This is a genomic window from Mycobacterium innocens, from assembly GCF_900566055.1.
GTDB classification, from domain to species: Bacteria; Actinomycetota; Actinomycetes; order Mycobacteriales; family Mycobacteriaceae; genus Mycobacterium; species Mycobacterium innocens.
This window is the reverse complement of record NZ_UPHQ01000087.1, coordinates 15,998-36,850: the sequence shown is the minus strand read 5'-3', so window position 1 is coordinate 36,850 and position 20,853 is coordinate 15,998. Positions and strand designations below refer to the sequence as shown.

Genomic DNA, 20,853 nt, shown 5'->3' with positions numbered 1-20,853 from the left:
GCCCCCACCGCCGGAACCGCCGAAGGCATTGCGATTTGTGCCGGCGTCGGCCGCTCCGCCGTCACCGCCGCTGCCGCCCGAACCGCCCGGCGCGCCAGCACCGCCGGTGCCCCCCATGCCTCCGCTGCCGCCAACCCCGCCGTTGCCGATCAGCAACCCACCGTGCCCGCCGTTACCACCAGCACCACCGGTGCCACCGGTACCGCCCGCGGCGCCGGTGCCGCCGCCACCGGCCAAGCCGCCGCTACCGCCGCTGGCGGCTCCGTCAGCGAAGCTTCTACCCAATCCGCCATCGCCGCCGGCGCCGCCGGCGCCGCCGGCGGCAATGCCAATGGTCCCGTTGCCGCCGTCTCCCCCCACTGCGGCACCGGAGGTGGCGATGGCATTCCCCCCCAAGCCGCCGGCGCCGCCGATTCCACCGACACCCCCGGTGCCACCGTTGCCGCCCATAGCGTTTCCAGTGCCTCCAAGAACGAACGCGAGTCCGCCACTCCCGCCCGTGCCACCGACGGCGGCAAACGCGCCATCCGCGCCCGATTGGCCGCTCCCACCGGTCGCATCGCCGCTGGCATTAAACAGTAAGTCCGGGCTGCCGTCGGTGCCTTGCCCGGCTATGCCGTTGATAGCCGGGTTGACGCCGTTAGCCCCGGTGCGGCCGGTGCCGCCCTGCCCGCCGGCGCCGCCGTCGCCGAACAGGGTGGCGTTGCCGCCCATGCCGCCCTGGCCGGGGGTGCCGCCGTTGATGTTTGGCGCCGCGGCGCCGCCCATCCCGCCAGCGCCGCCGTTCCCGACCAACCACCCGCCCGTGCCGCCGTTGCCGCCACCCGCTCCGGCGCCACCCTTTCCGCCGGCACCACCGTTGCCGATCAGCCCCGCACTGCCCCCGTTGCCGCCGGCCTGTCCCGGCAGACCGTTCCCGCCATTGCCGCCGTTGCCGTACAACAAGCCTCCCGGGCCGCCTGCCTGACCAGGCCCGCCATTGGCGCCGTCACCGATTAGCGGCCGGCCCAGCAGCGCTTGGGTCGGCGTATTGATGGCGCCCAGAACACCCTGCTGCAGGCTCTGCAACGGAGATGCGTTGGCAGCCTCAGCGTTGGCATACCCACCAGCCGCGGCACTCAAGGCCTGCACCAACCGGGCATGAACGCCAGCCGCCTCGGCACTGGCGGCCTGATAAGCCTCAGCGTGCCCTGAGAACAACGCCGCAATGGCCGCCGACACCTCATCGGCCGCCGCGGCCAGCAACGCCGTCGTCGGGCCGGCCGCTGCCGCGTTGGCCGCTCGCAGCGCCGCGCTGATACCTCGCAGGTCCGTTGCCGCCGCGGCAACAGCTTCCGGTGTTGCTATGACATACGAGACATACGACATCCGAGCCTCCGCTGATTCGGCACAGTTTGGCTTGCGGATGCTACGCCGAAAGTCGTGACCTCGACTCGATTTCTTAAACGTTCCGATAGATTGAACAGAATTCGGTCGTCGATTTCGGTGTCGATTTCGCCTGCTTACCGCCGAATGCCGCGGATAGCCCGAGTCAGGCGTTCTGCTCGCCGATGGCCGCCAGCAGCTCGAATGCGTCGTCGCTCAGTCCGATCTCGGCCGCGGCGACGTTCTCCTCCAGATGCGCCACGCTCGAGGTGCCCGGAATCGGCAACATCACCGGTGAGCGTTTCAGCAGCCAGGCCAGCGCCAGCTGCGACGGTGTCGCATGATGCTCGGCCGCGATCTGCCGCAGCGGGCCGTCGGGGGCGGCCAGCGGACCCGACGCCAGCGGAAACCATGGAATGAAGCCGACGCCTTGCTGGGTGGCGAAATCCACGAGCGGTTCGGCGCCCCGCGAGGCCAGGTTGTACATGTTCTGCACCGACACGATCTCGGTGATCTGCTGAGCCGCCTTCAACTGATCGACATCGACCTCGGACAGCCCGATATGGCGGATCTTGCCTTCGTTCTTCAGCGCGAGCAGTTCGCCGACTTGATCTTCCAGGGGAACGTGGCGGTCGATGCGATGCAGCTGGAACAGGTCGATGGTGTCGACGCCCAGGCGCCGCAGGCTCATCTCGCACTCCTGGCGCAGATAGCTCGGGTTACCCAACGGAATCCACACCCCGGGCCCTGTCCGCAGCAACCCCGCCTTGGTGGCGATCACCAGCCCGGAGTAGGGATGCAGCGCCTCGCGGATGATCTCCTCGGACACGTAGGGGCCGTAGGAATCGGCGGTGTCGATGAAGTTCACGCCCAATTCGACGGCCCGCCGCAACACCCGGACGCATTCGTCGCGGTCGGCAGGTGGCCCCCAGACGCCCTCACCGGTCAGGCGCATAGCCCCGAACCCGAGCCGGTTGACCGTCAAGTCATCGCCGAGGGTGAATGTTCCGGATGCTGCTGCCAAAGGTTTCGAGGTTTGTGCGGTCACCATTCCGACCGTACGCCGCCAACCCGGCACCGCAATCCGTCGTGGCAAGCTGGGTGTGTGGACCTGGATGCGCTCGCCGACCTTCAGCTGACCTACCCCGAAGTGGGCGCGACCGCGGCCCCGCAGCTCCCGCCGGGCTACGATCACCTCAGCATGTCGGCCCAGATCGGTTCTGGCCGTGCGCGTTTCGAGCAGGCCGCCGATGCCGTCATGCGCTGGGGCATGCAGCGCGGAGCCGGCCTGGGCGTTGCGGCGAGTTCCGACGTCGCAGTGGTTCCGGCGATCGTGGTGGTCAAGATGATGGGTCTGCTGCGCGCGCCCTGCCGCGTCGTGTACGTCATCGACGAAGCCGACACCCGCGGATTCGCCTACGGCACGCTGCCGGGCCACCCGGAGTCCGGGGAGGAACGGTTCGCCGTGCGCTACGACGCGAACACCTCCGCGGTCTACGCGGAGGTGTCGGCGTTCTCCCGGCCCGCGACCTGGTGGAGCAAGCTCGGCGGGCCGGTCGTTTCGGTGACCCAGCGCATCATCGCCAAGCGCTACCTGCGCGGGGTGTGACAGGTCGGTCAACGGCGCCCGATGCTGCCCCGGTGCGCGCCCTCGGCCAGCCGCGCCAAGGCCAGGGCACCGGCCAGCAAACCGAAGTCTCGCAGCGGCCATCGCCCGGTCAGCCACCACCGGCGAGCCCGCCGCCGAGGTGCTCAACCAGGTCGCCCACGACTACGGCCAGACGATCGGCAACGGCGTCGCCAAGCCCGCGGACGCCGCGGCGGCACTCGAGGTGGCGTTGCGGGTGCTGCGCCGGCACGGCTACGAGCCCCGCCGCACCGATGGCGAAGTCGAGCTGGCGAACTGCCCGTTCCATGCGCTGGCCCAGGAGCAGACGGAGCTGGCCTGCGCCATGAACCACGCGCTGATCACTGGGGTGTCCGACGCCCTGGCGCCGCACGGCCCCGACGCCCGGCTGGACCCCGGGCCGCAAAGGTGTTGCGTCGTGATCAGACGCGGCGCGCCTATGACCCCCAGCGAGCGAGCAAACCTTCCGCGCCCGAGCACATCTGTGCGATAACCTCGCCCACCGGCGCGTCGTCGCGGATCATGCCGACGCCCTGCCCCGCATCGACCGGGAGCACCTGTGGATCTTCGGCAGCGACCGCGGCGGCCACCCGCGCCCGGGCATCCGGGTCAGCGGCCAGCTCATCCTCCCGCCCCGTCCACTGCGCGACGAAGTCGTTTGCCAACACCCGTGAGGGGTACCGCTCCGGCCAGGGCAAGCCGGCGGCGACGTCGAAGACCCGGCTGACCCGGGTGTCGGTTTCGCGTGCCGCGATCAGGGCCCGACGGCCGCCCTCACCGGTCAGCGCCTCGGGGCACGCCGCCAGCCGGGTGCCCACCCAGGCCCCGCTGGCACCGGCGGCCAGCACCGCGGCCAAGCTCCGGGGCGAGGCGATGCCACCGCCGGCCAGCACCGGCACCGACACGGCTTCCAGAACGGCGTCCAGCAACGGCAGCGTGCCCAGCCGCATCTCGCCGTGGCCGCCCCCCTCGGCCCCGCGCGCGACCACGATGTCCACCCCGGCGTCAACCGCGCGACGGGCCCCGGCGCCGTCGTAAACCTGCGTGGCCGTGACGATTCCGGCGTCGTGCGCCTTGCCCACCCAGGACCAGTCGGTACCGAAGCTGACCGACAACAGCGCCGGCCGCGCGGCCAGCGCGTCCTCGAGCAGGCCGACCTCAGCAAGCATGACCCAGTGGACCAGGCCGATCCCGAAACTGCCGGTCACCTGCCGCAGCTGTTCGGCCAGCGACGCCCTGGTCGCCGTGCTACCCATGCCGATCATGCCCAGACCGCCGGCAGCGGTGACCGCGGCGGCCAATCGACCGCCGGCCACCCCGCCCATGGGCGCGTTGACCATGGGCACCCGCAGGCCGAAGCCCCGGGACCAGGGCGTGGAGAGCACGCTTAGCTTAGTGTGCGCCGGGCTGGTCTTTCAGCACGGTCAGCATGACCACCGAATCCTCGACCGCGTGCAGGGCGTGCCGAGTGCGCGGAATCGCCACGTAATCGCCGGTTTTGCCGTCCCAGGCATCGTCGGCGGTGGTAAGGCGCACGTGTCCCTGCAGCACCTGAAGCGTCGCCTCCCCCGGGCTGTCGTGTTCGGACAGGTCGTGGTCGGCAATCAGGGCCAGCACGGTCTGCCGCAGTTCATGGGTGTGCCCGCCGTGGATGGTGTGCGCAGCCCGTCCACTGTGGCACTGTTTCGCCTCGGCCAGCTTTTCGGCGGCCAGCTCGTTCAGCGAAATCGATTCCATCGATGAGTCCTTTCAGCCGTTCAGTAGCAGTATCCCCGCCACCACCAGGGCGACCACCTTGACCACCTCAAAACCGACGTATACGTAGTGGGCCCGGGAGCGAGGCCCCTCCTGCCCGGCCAGCACCCGGTCGGAACGGCGGGTCAGGAGCGGACGGACCGTGATCAGTTGCAGGGCCAGCGCGGCCAGCGCGACTCCGAGGGCGACACTGATGCCCACCGGCGTCGGGCCGGCCACCACCAGTGCCAGCAGGACGAGCGCGAATCCGACCTCGACGGTGTTGAGCGCGCGAAAGACCAGGCGGCCGATGCCGAGCCCGATCTGCAGCGTGACATTCGGCGCCCGGAACTTCAGCGGGGCTTCCAGAAACGAGATGGCCAGCACCATGCCGAGCCACACGAAGGTGATGGCAACCTCGATCGCCGGGCCGGTGCTCAACTAGCCGCTCCTTTCAGCGAGAGGTGGGCCAGACACAGGTCCGGCTCGGCGAACGCGTCGAGCCGCTCGACGCCGACTGGCGCCGCCCATGATTCCAGAGCTCCTTGCATGAGCCCGAGGTGGACCGGACAGACGATGGCGGATCGGCTTTCGGCGACTTCCAGAAACGGGCAGTGGCGCAGGCCCAGCTGTTGCTGCCCGTCGGATACCCGACGTTCCGGGGCGAACCCCAGCTGGTCAAGCACCCCGACCAGGTGGTCGATCGACTTCTCGGCGCTGCTGCCCGTCGGCGGCGCCTGCAGCCGCTGCCCCCAGGCGCGTCCGGCCGCGAGCGCCTTGGTACGTGAATCAGGCTCGGCGGCAAGCCCGTTGGACAGGATCTCGGCGAGGAGCCGGTAATGCCGGATACCGCCGCGATCCATCTGCCGGACCGCGGAGAACATCTGCGGCGGCCGTCCCGGACCGCGCGGGCCGGACTCGACGCGCTGCACCTGGGCGTCGGCGACCAGGGCGTCGAGGTGGAATCGGACGGTGTTGGGATGTACTTCCAGCGCGTCGGCAATGGCGACGATGCTCAGCGGGACGCGTGATACCCGCAATACCCGCAGCACCGCGCGACGGCGTCCCGTCGGCTCCTGGACTGATCTGCCGATATCACTCACCTCCGGAATCGTCGGCTCTGGGCTCCGCGGCCACCAGGGGAGTATCAACCCCTAGCGGCCCAATCTTGGCAGCCCCGCCCGGCGAACCCAGCGGTTCGTCCCGGCCAGGCAGGGTTTCGGTGAAGAACGCCGCATTGTCGGCCCGGTAGGGTTCCAGCTCGGCCGGCAGGTCGTCCTCGTAGTAAATGGCCTCCACCGGGCACACGGGCTCACATGCGCCGCAGTCCACACATTCGTCCGGGTGGATGTAGAGCGCCCGGCCCCCCTCGTAGATGCAATCGACCGGGCATTCCTCCACACAGGCACGGTCCATCACGTCGATGCATGGCTTTCCGATCACGTAGGTCATGGGCTAGAGTTTACACAATTCTAGTTGTAAAAACTATCGATAAGGGGAGAGCCTATGGCCGACAACGAACTTGACGTTAGACAACTACGTAAACCGGACAAGCATCCGATAATTTTCGCCAGCTACGCAGCACTGCCCACCGGCGGGTCGTTCGTTCTGGTCAACAACCACGACCCCAAGCATCTGCGCGCCGAGTTCGACACCGAACACCCCGGCAGCTACGGCTGGGAATACCTCGAAGAAGGTCCCGAAGTGTGGCGCATCCGGATCAGCAAGCTGACCGCCACGCCACTGCCCCGGATCCTGGCCGACACCAACGACACCGACGACTGTGCCGACCAGACCGACGTGACCGGAGCAGCATAAATTGGAAGGCCGGGAGCGTGATCTGGACTCCAACCTCGTCGCGCTGCCGCCCGACGGCGGAATCGGCATGCATACTGGACCCGATCTCGACGTCTTGGTCCATGTCTTGTCTGGCAGCGGCCAGCTGAGCACCGAGGAGGGCATCATCAACCTGCATCCGGGCGCGCTGCTGTGGCTGCCACGACGCTCGCGCCGGCAGTTCACTGCCGGCCCAGAGGGCTTGCAATATCTCACCGTGCATCAGCGGCGCCAGGCGCTGGCCTTGGAACCCGCTGTGCCCCAGGGCAGCTGATGGCGGACGAACCAGACGGATGCGAGCGGCCACTGCCCCAGTCGAATCGCGACGAGGATCATCTGCAGGGGCACTGGCTGCTGGCCCGGCTGGGCAAACGGGTGCTACGGCCCGGTGGCGTGGAGCTGACCCGCACCCTGCTGGCCCGCGCCGACGTCAGCGACGCCGACGTGCTCGAGCTGGCTCCGGGCCTGGGCCGTACCGCCGCCGAAATACTGGTCCGGCACCCGCGGTCGTACGTCGGCGCCGAAGGCGACCCCGATGCCGCCAACCTGGTTCGCGGGGTGCTACAAGATCACGGAAACCGGGGCGACGTGCGGGTCACCGACGCCTCCGATACCGGATTACCCGACGCCAGCGTCGATGTGGTGATCGGCGAGGCGATGTTGACCATGCAGGGGGATGCGGCCAAGCACGCGATCGTCGCCGAGGCGGTGCGGGTGCTGCGCCCGCGGGGCCGCTACGCCATTCACGAGCTTGCCCTGACGCCCGACGACGTGCCCGACGACGTCAGCACCGAGGTCCGGCAGTCGCTGGCACGGGCGATCAAGGTCAACGCGCGTCCGCTCACCATTGCGGAATGGTCCCAGCTGCTGGCCGGACACGGCCTGGTTGTGGAGCACGTCGCAACCGCCCCGATGGCACTGTTGCAGCCGCGCCGGCTGATCGCCGACGAAGGCCTGTTCGGCGCGCTGCGCTTTGCCAAGAACGTGCTCACCCAGCCGGCCGCGCGCAAGCGAGTGCTGTTGATGCGCAACACATTCCGCAAGCATCGAGAGCGGTTGGCCGCGGTGGCCATCGTCGCCTCCAAACCGGCGGTATCGGGTATCTGATCCCGCCGATCGCGGGACTTATGCCTTCGTGCTGGTGACAAACGGCTCTGACCCGGCCGGGCCGCCGTAGATAGCGTCCATAGCGGCGAACCGGCACACGAAGGACGAGTCATGTCATCGCGCAACGCACCTCTGGGAATTGTCGTCGGCATCGACGAGTCACCGTCCGCCCGGCTGGCGGTGCAATGGGCGGCCCACGATGCCGAGCTGCGAAATATTCCACTGACACTGGTGCACGCCGTGTCACCCGAAGTGTCGACCCGGCTGAAGATGCCGATGCCGGCGGGTCTGGCGCGATGGCAACAGGATCGTGGACGCCGACTGGTCGACGAGGCGCTCAAAGTCGTCGACGAAGCCACTCAGGGTGGAGGTCCCGCCGGCGTCCACACCGAAATCCTGGGGTCGGCTGCCGTTCCCGCGTTGGTCGACCTGTCCAAAGACGCGGAAATGGTGGTCACGGGTGGTCTGGGCAGCCGACGATGGCCCGGCCGGCTGCTCGGCTCGGTCAGCTCCGCCGTGTTGCGCTACGCGCACTGTCCGGTCGTGATCGTCCACGACGACGACCCGTCGGCGGCACACCGCGGTCAAGCGCCGGTGCTGGTGGGCATCGACGGCTCGTCGGCCTCCGAACTGGCTACCGCGTTCGCATTCGACGAGGCCGCACGCCGGCGTGTGGGGTTGGTGGGCCTGCATGCATGGAGCGACATCGATGTCTCGGATTGGCCCGGAATCGATTGGCCGGCAACACAATCGATGGCCGAACAAGTGCTGGCCGAGCGCTTGGCGGGTTGGCAGGAGCAGTACCCGGATGTGGTGGTAACCCGTATCGTCGTGCAGGATCAGCCGGCGCGCCAGCTCGTCGACAAGTCCGGACAAGCCCAGCTGGTGGTGGTCGGCAGCCGGGGCCGCGGCGGGTTCGCCGGAATGTCGGTGGGCTCCGTCGGTGAAGCGGTCGCGCAGCTGGCACAGGTACCGGTGATCGTGGCACGCGAATCACCGGATTAGATTCGGTTGGTCAATTCACGCCGGCGGGATGAGAAAGCCTCAATCAGCGCCATTACCCAGGACATGTTCACCATCGCCGAATTCCCGATACACATCAAGCTGGAATACACGATCTGCCTGCTCTACATCCCCTTCGTCGGGTGTGTACTGCCCATCTCGATCACAATTCCGGTAAGCACCCAACACGTCGGTCCCATCACGGTCGGTTCTGACGTGCTCATGCCCGAAACCCAGATCGACACGGTCATCTCGCTACCCGTCGACATCTCCGGTTCCGGCAGGATAGGCCCCTTCACCAACGGCTTCAGTTGGCAGCAAAGCTCGGGGTTCTTCAACACCACCAGCGCACCCTCATCGGGCTTCTTCAACTCCGGCGGCGGCGGCGCATCGGGGCCGTATCGGACATCGGAAACGCCTTCACCCAGAATTCGGGTTGGTTCAACGGCGGCGGCGCGGGGCTTTCGGGCCTGCAAAAAAAACTTCGGCACCCTGGAATCGGGTTGGGCGAACCTGGGCAACTCGCTGTCCGGCTTCTACAACACCAGCGTCTTGGACCTGATGACGCAGGCATTCCTCTCCGGCGTCGGGAACATCGGCAGCCAACTCTCCGGCATCCTCACCCACAACAGCACGCCGTAATTCCCCTGCCCCGCGGACTCCCGCGCAGCGGGACGTGCGCGGGGCGGCCAGATCGGCCGCGGGCTCAGTCGCGGACCACCAGCACCGAGCATTCCGGGTGCCGGAAAACGGGATGTCCCGACGGGCCAACCAGCCGCGCCAGCTGATCAGCCTCGGCCGCTCCGATCACGGCGAGCAGTACCCGCTCGCGGTGCTCGGCCAGGAAGCGAGCGATGCCCGCTTTGGTGGTGACCGGGTAGACCCGCACGTCGGGATGGCGCTGGTGCCAATCGTGCACCCGGCGTTCGAAGTCGCCGTCCGGGGTTTCGGTGAGTTCCTCCGGCCGCCCACCAAGCGCGAGTATGGGCGCTTGCCGCAGCATCGCTTCCCGGGCCGCATGCTCGACGACTGCGTCGTTGTCGGGCGCGTCGGTCATGCGCACCACAATCCAGTTGATACCCGACGGCGGCTGATCCGCATCCGAGCGGATCACCGCGACCGGGCAGTGCGCTTTTTCGGCGAGCTCGGTTGCCGTCGAACCCAGAATCGAGCGAGCGTAGCGCCGCATCCCGGTGGATCCGACACAGACCAGTTCGGCATCGCGGGAGGCCTCGACGAGAACCGCGCCGGCCGGCCCGCGCGGGGTGTCGGTCTCTACCTTGACCTGTTTCCCGGTGGCCGCTACCGCGACTTGCGCTGCCCGCAACGACGTTTCGGCATGCCGCAGGTCACGTTCGTAGTCTTCCGGGGAGGGATGAGTGGTCTTGATGACCGAGATCAGGCGTAGCGGTACGGCTGCGCTGAGGGCCTCGTCGGCACCCCATAGTGCGGCCGTGATCGCCGCGGGCGAACCATCGACCCCGACAACGACCGGTTTCATGTCCGCTCTCCTCTGTCTTTATCCCGGCGCCTTGTCGAATAATCCTGCGCGGCACTACTTCTCGTCACTTCTGGTCCCACTGGGGGGTGGCCGGCGCCGGCTGGGGCTGGGCGAGCCGGTAGACGTCGACAAGCCGCGCGATGTCGCTGGCCGTGACGATGCCGACCACCGCGCCGGCGTCGACGACGAGGGCACGGCTACGGGGGCCGGCCGGCGCCATCTGCTCGAGCAGCGCGCTCAGCGGCGCCCGGGGTGCCGCGGTCGGCACCTCCTGCAGTGGTACCGCAATGTCACGCACACTGGTGGTGCCGCGTCGGGCGGGTGGCAGCTCGCGCAGCTGCCTCAGCGTGACCAAACCCATGATCGATCCGTCCTGCTCGGCAACCGGGTAGGCCGAGTGGCGGTCGCCGAGCACATAACGCTGGATGAATTCCTCGACGGTGATCCATCCGGGGGCGGTATGCGGCTGGGGGGTCATCGCGTCCGCGACCGTGACGCCGGCGAAGAGCTGCCGGGTCGAAATCCGGGTTTCCTCCTCCCGAGCGGCAGCGAAGATGAACCAGCCGATGAAGGCCAACCAGACGCCGCCGACCAGGCCGCCGGCCACAAACTCGGCCAGTCCCAACGCGATCAAGACGAGCGCGACCACGCGTCCGGCCCGCGCCGCCCCGATTCCGGCGCGCACGATGTCGCCGTGACGGCGCCAGAGATAGGCCCGGACCAGCCGGCCGCCGTCCAGCGGCGCGCCCGGCAGCAGATTGAACAGGCCCAGCAGCAGATTGACCCCCGCCAGCCACCAGGCGACGCTGACCACGATCGGCGGGGTCCGGATGACGGCGAGCGCGACGGCCAGCGAGCCGAATGTCGCGGACAGCGCCAGGCTGGTGGCCGGGCCGGCGAACGCGATCCGGAACGCGGCCTTGGGTGTCCTGGCTTCACCGCCCAGCGTGGTCACCCCGCCGAACAGCCACAGGGTCACGTTCTCGACGGGTACCCCGCAGCGGCGAGCGACGATGGCGTGCGCGAGTTCATGGGCCAGCAGCGACGCCAGCAGGACTGCCGCCCCACCCGCGCCGGCGAGCCAATAGGCCACGGGCGCATAACCTTTGACCGCACCGGGCAATGTGGTGGCCAGACTCCAGGTGAACAACCACAGAATGACCAGCACGCTCCAGTGGACCTTCACCGAAAACCCGGCGATCCGTCCCAGCGGGATCTCGTCGTGCACGTCGATAACCTCCGAAACTGGCGGACCAGGCCCGGGCCGCCGACGTCGCTAGCTGGTGATGGCCATCGGCGCGCAGATCGCCTTGACGAACTGCGCGATGGAGTGCTCGGGGAGGTGCCGGGCGATGTCCGCTTCGGAGACGATGCCCACCAGGCGGTGCTCTTCTACGACCGGAAGACGGCGGACCTGATGCTCTTCCATGACGTTGAGCATCTCCGAGATGCTTGCGTTCACGTCGACGTAGTAAATGTGATCGTGCACCAGCTGCCCAGCGGTAGTAGTGTTCGGATCCAGCCCCGTCGCAATGCCTTTGATCACGATGTCGCGATCGGTGAGCATTCCATGGAGCCGGTCGTCGTCTCCACAGATTGGCAGCGCGCCGATGTCGTGCTCACGCATGTGTTGGGCAGCAGCACTTAACGTCTCATGCTCACCGATGCATGTCACGCCAGCGTTCATGATGTCGCGCGCGGTGGTCATCGCATCCTCCTCTAGTTCGATTCACCTACTACCGAACGTAAGGCGACGCCGCGGCGGACACTAGGGTCGTTTGACCTTCTGGTCGCGGATCAATGGCCTCGTGCGACGACGGGAAAATCTCGTTGCCCGTCGACGCGTCGAGTGGGGACTTCGGGCCCTACCGGGCCACCGGCTCGCATGGTCGGATGGACTGCGTCACCGTATCGGGACTATGGCACAAAGGAGAAGATAATGACCACTCTTCCTGTAAAGCGAGAACAACATTCGTTGTTCCCCGAATTCTCGGATCTGTTTACGGCGTTCCCCTCGTTCGCCGGGCTTCGCCCGATGTTCGATACCCGGCTGATGCGCCTGGAAGATGAGATGACCGAAGGTCGCTACCAAGTGCGCGCCGAGATGCCTGGCATCGACCCGGCCAAGGATGTGGATATCACGGTCCGCAACGGGCAGCTCACCATCAAAGCCGAACGCACGGAGAAAAAGGAATTCGATGGCCGGTCGGAGTTCTCCTACGGCTCGTTCGTTCGCACCGTCTCACTACCGGAGGGTGCCGACGAGGACGACATCACGGCCACTTACGACAAGGGCATCTTGACTGTCTCCGTGCGGGTTTCAGAGCCCACCAAGCCTGAAAAGCACATCCAGGTAGCCACCAATTAGCCAAACGTTACGGGCCCGGGCATCCTGTGCCCGGGCCCGTAACAGCGCTTTGGCGATGTCACACCGGGTATCCGCAGCCGATCTCAGCAACCGGGCGCGGTGGGTTGCGGCAGCGGCAGCCGCTCAACCCGGTGCTTGATACCGAGCAGCAATCCTCGGGCGCCCAGCGAGATCAACGGCCTGGCCAGTTCCAGGACAAACACTTCGCCGGGGCGGCGCAGCGCAATCCGGGCGCGGGTGAGGAGCCGGACGCGATCCTCCCCGTGCGGCTGCAGGTGGAAAGACCACACCGCATTCCAGCGCAGGTCCGGTCGCGTCGCATTGAGCACGAGGTATTTGTCGGGCACGATTTCGGCGACACGCAACGTCACCCCGTCGGGCAGGCCCATCCAGCCTTCGGGAGCCAGCCGCACCACATCGCCCACCGCGAGCTGCTGCCATTCCGGGTGGACTCGATCGGCGTCGTTGTGGCGAAGCCCGGCTAGGTTTTTCAGTCTTTCACCACCGTAGAAGCCACCACGGTCCTGACCCATTTGCACCAACCACGGCCACACGGCAGCTGCCGGGGCGTCGATGTTCAACGCTTCGGTCGTTTGGGTGGCCGGGTCGCTGACCAAGGTGTCGCCGGGCAGCAGCATCCGGGCTTCCTGCTTGGTGGTACCCCAGTTGCGGTAATACCGCCGCGCGGCGTACAGCACTGCCAGCGAGGCCCCGGCCCCGGCAATCCGTTTCATCGTCTTGGCCATAGCGCCAGTCTGCGACCCGCCACGGGCAGTTCACCAGGGTCTATGGTCCTCGCCGCACAAGCTGACATACCGGACAGGTGACTTTAGACCCTATTCCGCAACATGAGTGTGACGAAATGATGACCTGGTCCACGTAACTTGGCTGCGGTTGTGGCTCAGCAAGGATTAGGACGGCTATGCGTGGCGACCCACCATTATTGACCGATTCCGACGTCGATGGTCTCGCCTGGGAATTCCTGCGCTCACGCTACGTAGACACCATCTACGCCGGCTGGTCACCCGATCGGCGCCTGGACACTTTCCTGCGACGGCGCGGCCTCGGCCGGGTTGCCGATGACGGCGATCTGTCTAACATCGTTCTGGACCGCATCATGAGGTACGTGGGCATCGTGCCTCGTGAGTTGTCCGACATGGCGGACGAGTCGCCGGTCCCGATTCACTGAGCTCACCGTTTCGCCGGAGCGACTGGCGATAATCCGGCCAGCTTGGGAAGTCTGGCACTAGTCCTTGGTGACTAACGGCACTATTGCCCCCGGTGCCCTACCACGGATAGTGATGCCGATCGACGGGGATCGGAGGTGGCTGGCGGTGGAACAGCTGACGACCATGGCGGCCAGTTTCCTGGAGGCAGAAGACGCCGACAGGCACGTGAGCCTAGCCATCGGCGCGCTGGCTGTCATCGACGGACCCAGCCCCGGGCGAGACGAGCTCGTCGAGACGCTCTCGGAGCGGATGCGAACCATCCCCCGGTTGACGCAGTTGGTGCACAAGCATCCGTTGGAACTCGCGGCGCCGGAATGGGTTGACGACGCCAACTTCGACATCACCCACCATGTGCGGTGGGCGGCATTGCCGCGGCCCGGCGATGATGCCGCCTTGTTCCGGACCATCGCCGATCTCATGGAGCGCCGGCTCGATCGCGACCACCCCTTGTGGGAGTGCTGGATCATCGAAGGCCTGCCGGAACGGCGGTGGGCGGCGCTGATAAAAATCCACCATTGCATTGCCGACGGGATTGCCGCGATGCGGATGTTGGCCAACATCGCCGATACGGGTCCGACCGCGACGTTCGCCACCGACATCCGGGCCGCCAAAGAGGCGCCGGTGTCGATGGGCAACCCGGCCGGGCTCAGCCTCAACCCGCTGAGCTGGGCCGGCGGACTGTGGCGCGCATCGGTGGCCACTACCGGCGCAGCCGCGCACACCGCCAAAGGAGCAGCCCAATTCGTTGCCGGCTTACTCGCTCCCGCCGCAGACTCGTCGCTGCGCGGCTCGGTGACGAACATGCGCCGTTACAGCGCGGCGCGGGTGTCGCTCAAAGATGTCGAAACGGTGTGCGAGGTCTTCGGCGTCACACTCAACGACGTGGCGCTGGCCGCCATCACCGATAGCTATCGTGCGGTCCTGCTGCATCGCGGTGAGAAGCCGCGGCGCAACTCGCTGCGCACGCTGATCCCGGTATCGGTGCGCTCGCCGGATGCCATGGACCGCACCGATATTCGCGTGTCGGCAATGCTGCCGTCGTTGCCGGTGGAGCAGGACGACCCGGTGAAGCGGTTACGGTCGGTGCACACCCGGTTGGACAGGCTGAAAGGCAGCGGTGAGCGCCAGGCGGCGAGCGCCTTTGTCGCGCTGGCCAACTTCGTGCCGTTCGTGTTGAGCGCGTGGACGGTTCGGCTACTGGCGCGGCTGCCGCAGCGCAGCGTCGTCACACTGGCGACCAATGTGCCGGGCCCCCGTCAGCGGCTGCAGGTCCTGGGTCGCCCGGTCGAAGAGCTGCTGCCGGTGCCGCCGATCGCGATGCACCTGCGCACCGTCATCGGCATGCTCACCTATGTCGACACAGTAGTGTTCGGCATCACCGCCGACTACGACGCCACGCCCGACGTCGACGAACTCGCCCGCGGCATCGAACTCGGCGTCGCCCGTCTGCTGGCCCGCGCCCTGGCCCGCAAACAGACCCGCACGAAGCAAAGCCGGCGGCCTTCCCGGTTGGCCACCTGAGTTCCGGAGGCAGCTGTGCGTGATTTCGCTTCCGATATCTAGCCCCAACGCAGGCTCGGCTTAGTCGAGGAAGGAGCCCTCATGTCCGACCAGGAACTATTGCGTCAAACCACTCCGTATCCGCTGCCGCACCCGTTGCGCACCGTGCGGTTCTGGTTGGCCCCGGTCGTCGTCACGCTCGCCGTATTGGCGGGACTGTCATGGCTGTTCTTCGGCAGCAGCCTGAACCCGAAGAAAAACTTCCACAACTTCCCGATCGCGATCGTCAACGAGGACACGGGAAGCGCCAAGGCGGGCGCCAAGATCACCGATGCACTCAAGACCAAACTCGAGGAAGGGCATAAGTTCGATATCCGGTTGCTGACCCCCGAGGAGGCGAATCATCAGTTCGACACCGGCAAGATCTACGGCGCGTTGGTGATACCGCCGGACTTCTCCGACAAACTGCTGGGGTTGTTGCAAACCGTGTCGAAGCCGGGCGAGGTGACCAAGCCGGTCATCACGATCGAAACCAATCCGCGGGCCAGCGCGATGGGTGCGGGCATCGCCGAAAGTGTGCTGAAAAAGGCGATGGTTGACTACAACACCAAGGCCGGCAAGAAGCTCACGGATGCGGCGGCTGCGTCCGGTGGCGAGCAGCTGAGCGCCGGTGCCGCATGGGTGCTCGCCAATCCCCTCGACGTTCGGGTCGAGCCGCGCAACGAGCTGCCTGACGGCACCGGGCTCGGACTGTCCAGTTACTTCTACACCCTGATGTTGCTGATCGGCGGCGTCACCGGCGCCCTGGTGGTGAGCATGCTGGTCGAGGCGATGCTCGGCTATTCGCCGGCCGAATTCGGACCGATGTACCGGTTGGCCGATCGGGTCCGGGTGTCGTGGTTCCGCACGCTGCTGCTCAAGTGGATGTTGGTGGCGGTGGTGTCGTTGTTCTCTTCAGCGGTCTACCTCTGGGTGGCGAAGGCCTTCGGGATGCCGGTGCCGCACCCATGGGCGCTGTGGCTCTTCGGTGTCTTCATCATGTTGACCGTGGGGGTCGCCTCCACGAGCTTCATCACGGCATTGGGCACGCTCGGCATTCTGACCGCCCTGTTCATCTTCAACTTCCTGGGCCTGCCATCCACCGGCGCCACGATTCCGCTCGAGGCGGAGCCGAAGATCTTCAGCTGGCTGGCCAATTTCGAGCCGATGCGCCAGGTGTTCATCGGCACCCGGGCGCTGCTGTACTTCGACGGCCGCCTCGACGCGGGGCTCGGCCGCTCCCTGACGGTGGCGACGATCGGGCTCGCGATCGGTCTGGTCTTCGGCGCCGTGCTGACCTGGATATACGACCGCAAGGGCATCCACCGCATCGCGGCGGTGCCAACGCCCGCCCCGGCCGCAACGCCGGCTCCTGAATCCAGCTCCGCGGAACCGGCAATGGCTCATACCACCTCCGCCGGTTCGGCGGAGGCCGCACCTGAGTCATCCGAGGGGCATGGCAAACACGAAGCGACATAACACAACTCAATGCGATCGGGCGGCCGTGCCGCGAGTGCTCGGTACGGATTCGATGTCACGCGGCGGCTTGACGGCTCAGTCCGGTTCTTGCGCAGGTAGATACCGTTCCTCCACCGCTTGGGCGAGGTTGTGACGGATGCGTTCCAGGTCGGCGGCGCGATTGGCCTGTAGCTCGTCCTCCCATGCGGCCACCTGCGTGGCGAGGTCTTTGTCTGCGATCGTGCCTTCGAGCCACCGGGAAAAGTCGCCGCGCTCGAGATGGTATTCGAGTGTTTGTTGGTCGAGATGTCTTACCGCAGTGCCGAAATCACGCATTGTCGCGGCCGGGGCAATGGCTTGGCGAGCGGTGGTGTGGAAGTAGAAGCGCCGGTCATGGGGCAGGCCGATATCGGCATACTTGTGCCAGTGCCGTACGTGGGCAGTCGCACGATGTGCGATGGCGAACTGGCGCGCCGGCTGGGAGCCGATGCGTATGGTAGCTCGCCGCGGAGAAGCGATGTCTGATGCAGTGTCGGCGCCGGTCAGCGTCAGCACCACGTCGCTGGTATCGATCTCGTGCGCGGGAAGCGATGCCGGGGCAAATGAAGACAACACATAGCCGCCTCGCGGTGCCCAGTGCGCGTGCTCATCGACGCCGAGCAAGTGGGCCTCGTCATAGATCACCCAATGTGGATATCCGTATTGCTGTCGGTGTGCCTCGGCAGCCGACCGTAATCGATACATGTAGTCGACCTTGGTTGGCTCGCACAATGCCGACATGTCCACCACCATGCTGGAGTTCGGCTGCAGCATGGTGAGCAGTTCGGCCGGCTCAGGAAGGTGGTGGCCACCGTCGAACAGCTGCACCCTGTTGAGCTGCTGTAACTGCACGTGGTCGCCTTCGGGATCGAGGACAAGGACGCAGTAGTTGGCCAGAATCCATTGCTCTGCCATCAAACCGACGACATAGCTCTTTCCCGTCGCGGCAGGTCCGGTAACCAATATCCGGCCCTGGCTTCCCGGTATCCGGGTCGGGGTTGCGTCGTCGAAGGTTCCAATGTTGACCCACCGGCGGGGTGGACACCAGCGTTGTACCCCGGTGAGATACGGGCCGGTCAACAGCTCGGACACGCCGGCTCCGTCCGATTTGTCCAGAACTAGGTCGGCACTTCGCCGAACTGACGCAACGGCATCGGCCACAGCTGCGCCGATCTCGGCAATACCGAATAACGACAAGTCGTTCTCGGCGTCTCCCACGGCCACGGTGTTGTGCGGGGAAAGTTTCATCTCGTCCAGGATTGTCGCCAGCCCGGTCGCTTTGGTGGTACCTGCCGGCAGCACCATGAGGGCACCGCGGTTGTGAGCGATCTGGTAGTCCAACCCAAGCTCGCCGATCAGCTCGATCATGGTCGCGGCGTGCTCACCGTCAGCGGCCACCAGCACCGCACCGCGGCGGTACGGGACTTTGCGGTCAACGAGTGCCTGCCGAAGGCCGCCGTCCACCGGAGGTGTCAGTGCGCGGGACTGGCCGTTGATGACGATCACCGCGCCGTTTTCGAGCACCATCGCGTCCACGTGGTTGGCTATCTGTGGGAATTCGGCCTGCAATTCGGTTCCGATTCGGCCGGAGACAAGCACAATCGCAAGGCCATTTCGCCTGGCATGCTCGATTGCCTCCATGGTATGTACCGCTATGGTGCCGCCTGATGTAAGGGTGCCGTCGAAGTCGAGGGCGACCACCTTGAAAAACGTCACAGTCTGTCCGATCTTTGCTCACGCCAGTTTTCGCGCGTAGCCGATTTGGCGGCGCCGACGTGTCTGCCATTCAGTTTCGCGTGGCGGCCATTGCCTCCCAGTTCACGCATGTGGTGGCCTGCGGCGCTGAGGATTTCACGTTCGCCAAGTCAGCTGGCCCCTTACATATGACGTCTTGTTTTGCCGGCCCTTGGCGATCTCTCGCCGGTCGATTCCCAGACACTGCTGAACCTATGGCCCATGACACGTATTCCTGTAGGGTCGTTGGACCTTGGTTTACCGTCACGTCGTCGGCAGACCATTGATCTCTCGACCTAATGTCGATGCGCCGGTGCGCGGCCCGGAATACACAACACGACGAACGACACCTGCCGTAGGCACAACACCGCAATCAGCCCGCCGCCATCCGCTCACGTGACATCTGCCGCAACGATCGACCACGATGACAGCGCGCCCGATTTCCGCCAAGACCAACACGGCCAAACGGCGTAGCATTCCTACCGACGGCAAGCCAAATAGGCAAGCCGGCAAAGTCGACACCGCCGTGTGGCAGTGCCTCAACAGATAAGGAGGCACGTTTGGACAGGCGCCGCCTGGTGGGTGAGCACAGCAAGTCGACCGTTACCCGTCTCGACACCGTTACCCGTCTCGACAATGGAGACCTAGCACGCCAGGTTCGTCGGCAGCGCGAAGAGCTGCTCGCGGCCCGCAAGCAGATGCGGCTGCTGTTGCGAGCGATCGTCGAGATGAGTTCTGATCTCGACCTCGATGCAACGCTGCATCGGATCGTCACTGCGGCGATGGACCTGACCGGCTCAAGGTACGGCGCCATAGCTGTGCATGATCACGACGATCAACTCGTCTCGTTCGTCCATGCTGGGATGGATGCAGACACCGTCCACGACATCGGACAACTGCCGTCGGGCAAGGGTGTTCTCGGTGTAGCGCTCAAGCCGACCGAAGCGCTGTGGTTAAACGATCTGAGCACGCACCCGGCCGCACTCGGTTTCCCGGCGCACCATCCGCCGATGCGGGCCCTCCTCGGCGTGCCCATCACCATCCGCGGTGAGGTATTCGGCAACTTATATGTCGCCAACGACGGCCTCGGGAACGCCTTCACCGAATCCGACGAGATCGCGGCGCGCGCCTTGGCGTCGGCGGCGGCGGTGGCCATTGACAGCGCGCAACTCCTTGATCGAGCGCGCGCTTCAGCGGCGTGGATTACGGCCAGTCGCGAGATCACGACTGCGCTGCTTTCGGATGCATGTCCGGCGTCGAGTGCGCTACAGCTCATCGCCGAACGCGCGATGGAGCTGGCGCAGGCTGAGCAAGCGATCGTACTGCTTCCCGCCAATGGACCCGCTGACGAAATCGACACGTTGGTGGTGTCCACCGCGGTGGGTGCACGCGCCGGCGAGGTGCTCGGCCAGCATGTGCCGGTGGACGGCTCCACCGACGGCATTGTGCTTCGTTCTGGCACACCGGTGATCACCCCGTCGTTCCTTAATCCGATTCCGGCGTTCACCGATACCGGGCAACGCCCGGCGATTCTCATGCCGCTGCGCGCCCACGACTCCCTCATCGGGGTGCTCGGCGTGGCCCGCGGCAAAGATGCGCCGCCGTTCGACAAGGACTGTCTCGACCCCGTCGGCGACTTCGCCGACCAGGCCGCAATGGCGTTGACGCTGGCAACGGATCGCAACCGCGAACGGAAGCTCGGCATTCTCGCCGACCGCGAGCGCATAGCTCATGGCTTGCACGACCACGTCATCCAGCGCCTGTTCGCAGCCGGCTTGGATTTGCACAGCGCAATCGCGCGGTCCCGCTCGCCAGAGATGACCAATCGCCTCACCGAAATCCTCGACCACCTGCAAAGCACCATCGAAGACATCCGTACGACAATCTTCGACCTGCATTCAGACGCTGGTTCTGACGGAACGTTTCTGCGCCGGGTTCAGCGACTGGTGGCTGAACTGACCGACAACCGCCCCGTCGCCACCACGCTGCGCACAATCGGCCAGCTGACCATGGTCGGCAGCGGGCTGGCCGAGCATGCCGAAGCGGTCATCACTGAAGCCATCAGTAATGCCGTGCGCCACTCCGGCGCCTCCCGGCTGACCGTCGCGATCACCGTCGCGGACGCGTTCACCATCGACATCGTGGATAACGGCGAAGGCATCCCAGCACAAAACCAGCGGCGCAGCGGACTAGCCAACATAACGCAACGGGCAGAACAACTCGGCGGCACCTGCGTTATCAGCTCACCGCCCGACGGGGGCACTCATGTGCGTTGGATCGTGCCGCTTTCCAGCCCCTAGGCATTGCCGGTCTC

The 20,853-nt window shown here is 66.2% G+C and carries 23 protein-coding genes and 1 pseudogene; 12 read left to right on the top strand and 12 right to left on the bottom strand.

Annotated elements, in window-relative coordinates; all coding sequences use genetic code 11:
* Together EET03_RS10140 and EET03_RS10135 are read right to left on the bottom strand one after the other, a co-directional pair.
* Window positions 1–1,368: PE family protein (locus EET03_RS10140; protein ID WP_122508756.1), on the bottom strand; the 1,368-nt coding region annotated here is incomplete at its 3' end.
* A 163-nt stretch (window positions 1,369–1,531) separates the two neighbouring features.
* Window positions 1,532–2,416 (bottom strand): aldo/keto reductase, encoded by an 885-nt coding sequence (locus tag EET03_RS10135; RefSeq protein WP_075543238.1) that lies wholly within the window; start codon window positions 2,414–2,416, stop codon window positions 1,532–1,534.
* A 54-nt stretch (window positions 2,417–2,470) separates the two neighbouring features.
* Here EET03_RS10135 and EET03_RS10130 point away from each other — a divergent pair, with 54 nt between their 5' ends.
* Window positions 2,471–2,974 carry a DUF1990 family protein gene (locus tag EET03_RS10130; RefSeq protein ID WP_075543237.1) on the top strand — a complete coding sequence of 168 codons (504 nt, stop codon included), beginning with the start codon at window positions 2,471–2,473 and terminating at the stop codon, window positions 2,972–2,974.
* A gap of 82 nt (window positions 2,975–3,056) precedes the next feature.
* Window positions 3,057–3,485 (top strand): annotated as a pseudogene (locus tag EET03_RS10125) (helix-turn-helix domain-containing protein); the annotation flags it as partial.
* On the opposite strand, the gene EET03_RS10120 reads toward EET03_RS10125, so the two are convergent.
* Genes EET03_RS10120 through fdxA form a run of 5 tightly spaced genes read right to left on the bottom strand, consistent with a single transcriptional unit; the run spans window position 3,430 to window position 6,178 of the window.
* Window positions 3,430–4,377, bottom strand: coding sequence for an NAD(P)H-dependent flavin oxidoreductase (locus EET03_RS10120; RefSeq protein ID WP_075543235.1), 948 nt, complete (start codon window positions 4,375–4,377; stop codon window positions 3,430–3,432). The pseudogene EET03_RS10125 and the gene EET03_RS10120 sit on opposite strands and share 56 nt — an antisense overlap.
* A 7-nt stretch (window positions 4,378–4,384) precedes the next feature.
* Complete coding sequence (locus EET03_RS10115; protein ID WP_122508755.1) at window positions 4,385–4,729, bottom strand: cupin domain-containing protein; 345 nt, start codon at window positions 4,727–4,729, stop codon at window positions 4,385–4,387.
* A 12-nt stretch (window positions 4,730–4,741) separates the two neighbouring features.
* The gene (locus EET03_RS10110; protein ID WP_075543233.1) at window positions 4,742–5,167 is read right to left on the bottom strand and encodes a hypothetical protein; all 426 of its coding nucleotides are present in this window, start codon (window positions 5,165–5,167) and stop codon (window positions 4,742–4,744) included.
* Window positions 5,164–5,829, bottom strand: coding sequence for a helix-turn-helix transcriptional regulator (locus EET03_RS10105; RefSeq protein WP_075543232.1), 666 nt, complete (start codon window positions 5,827–5,829; stop codon window positions 5,164–5,166). Before EET03_RS10105 ends, EET03_RS10110 begins: the two co-directional genes overlap by 4 nt.
* A complete protein-coding gene (gene fdxA / locus EET03_RS10100; protein ID WP_023372863.1) occupies window positions 5,822–6,178 on the bottom strand; it encodes a ferredoxin in 357 nt (118 codons plus the stop codon). The genes EET03_RS10105 and fdxA overlap by 8 nt, the downstream gene beginning before the upstream one ends.
* A 54-nt stretch (window positions 6,179–6,232) precedes the next feature.
* Between fdxA and EET03_RS32680 the strand changes: the two genes are divergently transcribed.
* The 5 genes from EET03_RS32680 (at window position 6,233) to EET03_RS10080 (ending at window position 9,313) form a co-directional block, all read left to right on the top strand.
* Window positions 6,233–6,544, top strand: coding sequence for a DUF2249 domain-containing protein (locus tag EET03_RS32680; RefSeq protein WP_321182595.1), 312 nt, complete (start codon window positions 6,233–6,235; stop codon window positions 6,542–6,544).
* A gap of 1 nt (window position 6,545) precedes the next feature.
* Window positions 6,546–6,836: a cupin domain-containing protein gene (locus tag EET03_RS32675; protein WP_321182594.1), complete on the top strand. Its 291-nt coding sequence runs from the start codon at window positions 6,546–6,548 to the stop codon at window positions 6,834–6,836.
* Window positions 6,836–7,669 (top strand): class I SAM-dependent methyltransferase, encoded by an 834-nt coding sequence (locus EET03_RS10090; RefSeq protein WP_075543231.1) that lies wholly within the window; start codon window positions 6,836–6,838, stop codon window positions 7,667–7,669. The genes EET03_RS32675 and EET03_RS10090 overlap by 1 nt, the downstream gene beginning before the upstream one ends.
* A gap of 111 nt (window positions 7,670–7,780) precedes the next feature.
* Complete coding sequence (locus EET03_RS10085) at window positions 7,781–8,674, top strand: universal stress protein (protein WP_099194102.1); 894 nt, start codon at window positions 7,781–7,783, stop codon at window positions 8,672–8,674.
* 63 nt (window positions 8,675–8,737) lie between these two features.
* Window positions 8,738–9,313: a hypothetical protein gene (locus tag EET03_RS10080; RefSeq protein WP_099194101.1), complete on the top strand. Its 576-nt coding sequence runs from the start codon at window positions 8,738–8,740 to the stop codon at window positions 9,311–9,313.
* 64 nt (window positions 9,314–9,377) lie between these two features.
* Here EET03_RS10080 and EET03_RS10075 read toward each other — a convergent pair whose 3' ends face one another.
* The 3 genes from EET03_RS10075 to EET03_RS10065 all read right to left on the bottom strand — a co-directional run bounded on the left by EET03_RS10075 (window position 9,378) and on the right by EET03_RS10065 (window position 11,880).
* Window positions 9,378–10,172, bottom strand: coding sequence for a universal stress protein (locus EET03_RS10075; RefSeq protein ID WP_075543229.1), 795 nt, complete (start codon window positions 10,170–10,172; stop codon window positions 9,378–9,380).
* Window positions 10,173–10,236: 64 nt separating this feature from the next.
* Window positions 10,237–11,400 carry a site-2 protease family protein gene (locus EET03_RS10070; RefSeq protein ID WP_075543228.1) on the bottom strand — a complete coding sequence of 388 codons (1,164 nt, stop codon included), beginning with the start codon at window positions 11,398–11,400 and terminating at the stop codon, window positions 10,237–10,239.
* 48 nt (window positions 11,401–11,448) lie between these two features.
* Window positions 11,449–11,880, bottom strand: coding sequence for a CBS domain-containing protein (locus tag EET03_RS10065; RefSeq protein ID WP_075543227.1), 432 nt, complete (start codon window positions 11,878–11,880; stop codon window positions 11,449–11,451).
* 228 nt (window positions 11,881–12,108) lie between these two features.
* Here EET03_RS10065 and EET03_RS10060 point away from each other — a divergent pair, with 228 nt between their 5' ends.
* Complete coding sequence (locus EET03_RS10060) at window positions 12,109–12,540, top strand: Hsp20/alpha crystallin family protein (RefSeq protein WP_099194366.1); 432 nt, start codon at window positions 12,109–12,111, stop codon at window positions 12,538–12,540.
* Between the two features lie 83 nt (window positions 12,541–12,623).
* Here EET03_RS10060 and EET03_RS10055 read toward each other — a convergent pair whose 3' ends face one another.
* On the bottom strand, window positions 12,624–13,286 hold the full coding sequence (locus EET03_RS10055) for an SRPBCC family protein (protein ID WP_075543225.1): 663 nt from the start codon (window positions 13,284–13,286) through the stop codon (window positions 12,624–12,626).
* A gap of 176 nt (window positions 13,287–13,462) precedes the next feature.
* Between EET03_RS10055 and EET03_RS10050 the strand changes: the two genes are divergently transcribed.
* The 3 genes from EET03_RS10050 (at window position 13,463) to EET03_RS10040 (ending at window position 16,787) form a co-directional block, all read left to right on the top strand.
* Entirely contained in the window at window positions 13,463–13,729 is a 267-nt protein-coding gene (locus EET03_RS10050; RefSeq protein WP_075513014.1) for a hypothetical protein, read from the top strand.
* A 145-nt stretch (window positions 13,730–13,874) separates the two neighbouring features.
* A complete protein-coding gene (locus tag EET03_RS10045) occupies window positions 13,875–15,290 on the top strand; it encodes a WS/DGAT/MGAT family O-acyltransferase (protein ID WP_082274710.1) in 1,416 nt (471 codons plus the stop codon).
* 99 nt (window positions 15,291–15,389) lie between these two features.
* Window positions 15,390–16,787 carry a YhgE/Pip domain-containing protein gene (locus EET03_RS10040; RefSeq protein WP_425271514.1) on the top strand — a complete coding sequence of 466 codons (1,398 nt, stop codon included), beginning with the start codon at window positions 15,390–15,392 and terminating at the stop codon, window positions 16,785–16,787.
* 75 nt (window positions 16,788–16,862) lie between these two features.
* On the opposite strand, the gene EET03_RS10035 is transcribed toward EET03_RS10040, so the two are convergent.
* Window positions 16,863–18,521, bottom strand: coding sequence for an HAD family hydrolase (locus EET03_RS10035; RefSeq protein WP_075543222.1), 1,659 nt, complete (start codon window positions 18,519–18,521; stop codon window positions 16,863–16,865).
* Between the two features lie 716 nt (window positions 18,522–19,237).
* On the opposite strand from EET03_RS10035, the gene EET03_RS10030 reads away from it, so the two are divergent.
* Window positions 19,238–20,839, top strand: coding sequence for a sensor histidine kinase (locus EET03_RS10030; protein WP_075543248.1), 1,602 nt, complete (start codon window positions 19,238–19,240; stop codon window positions 20,837–20,839).
* Window positions 20,840–20,853 lie beyond the last annotated feature (14 nt).

Excerpts from the sequence above, each read along its gene's own strand:
- EET03_RS10065 (WP_075543227.1), bottom strand. The coding sequence starts at position 11,880 with ATGACCACCGCGCGCGACATCATGAACGCTGGCGTGACATGCATCGGT.
- EET03_RS10075 (WP_075543229.1), bottom strand. The coding sequence starts at position 10,172 with ATGAAACCGGTCGTTGTCGGGGTCGATGGTTCGCCCGCGGCGATCACG.
- EET03_RS10115 (WP_122508755.1), bottom strand. The coding sequence starts at position 4,729 with ATGGAATCGATTTCGCTGAACGAGCTGGCCGCCGAAAAGCTGGCCGAG.
- EET03_RS10135 (WP_075543238.1), bottom strand. The coding sequence starts at position 2,416 with ATGGTGACCGCACAAACCTCGAAACCTTTGGCAGCAGCATCCGGAACA.
- EET03_RS10090 (WP_075543231.1), top strand. The coding sequence starts at position 6,836 with ATGGCGGACGAACCAGACGGATGCGAGCGGCCACTGCCCCAGTCGAAT.
- EET03_RS10055 (WP_075543225.1), bottom strand. The coding sequence starts at position 13,286 with ATGGCCAAGACGATGAAACGGATTGCCGGGGCCGGGGCCTCGCTGGCA.
- EET03_RS10085 (WP_099194102.1), top strand. The coding sequence starts at position 7,781 with ATGTCATCGCGCAACGCACCTCTGGGAATTGTCGTCGGCATCGACGAG.
- fdxA (WP_023372863.1), bottom strand. The coding sequence starts at position 6,178 with ATGACCTACGTGATCGGAAAGCCATGCATCGACGTGATGGACCGTGCC.
- EET03_RS10050 (WP_075513014.1), top strand. The coding sequence starts at position 13,463 with ATGCGTGGCGACCCACCATTATTGACCGATTCCGACGTCGATGGTCTC.
- EET03_RS32680 (WP_321182595.1), top strand. The coding sequence starts at position 6,233 with ATGGCCGACAACGAACTTGACGTTAGACAACTACGTAAACCGGACAAG.
- EET03_RS10080 (WP_099194101.1), top strand. The coding sequence starts at position 8,738 with ATGTTCACCATCGCCGAATTCCCGATACACATCAAGCTGGAATACACG.
- EET03_RS10030 (WP_075543248.1), top strand. The coding sequence starts at position 19,238 with ATGCGGCTGCTGTTGCGAGCGATCGTCGAGATGAGTTCTGATCTCGAC.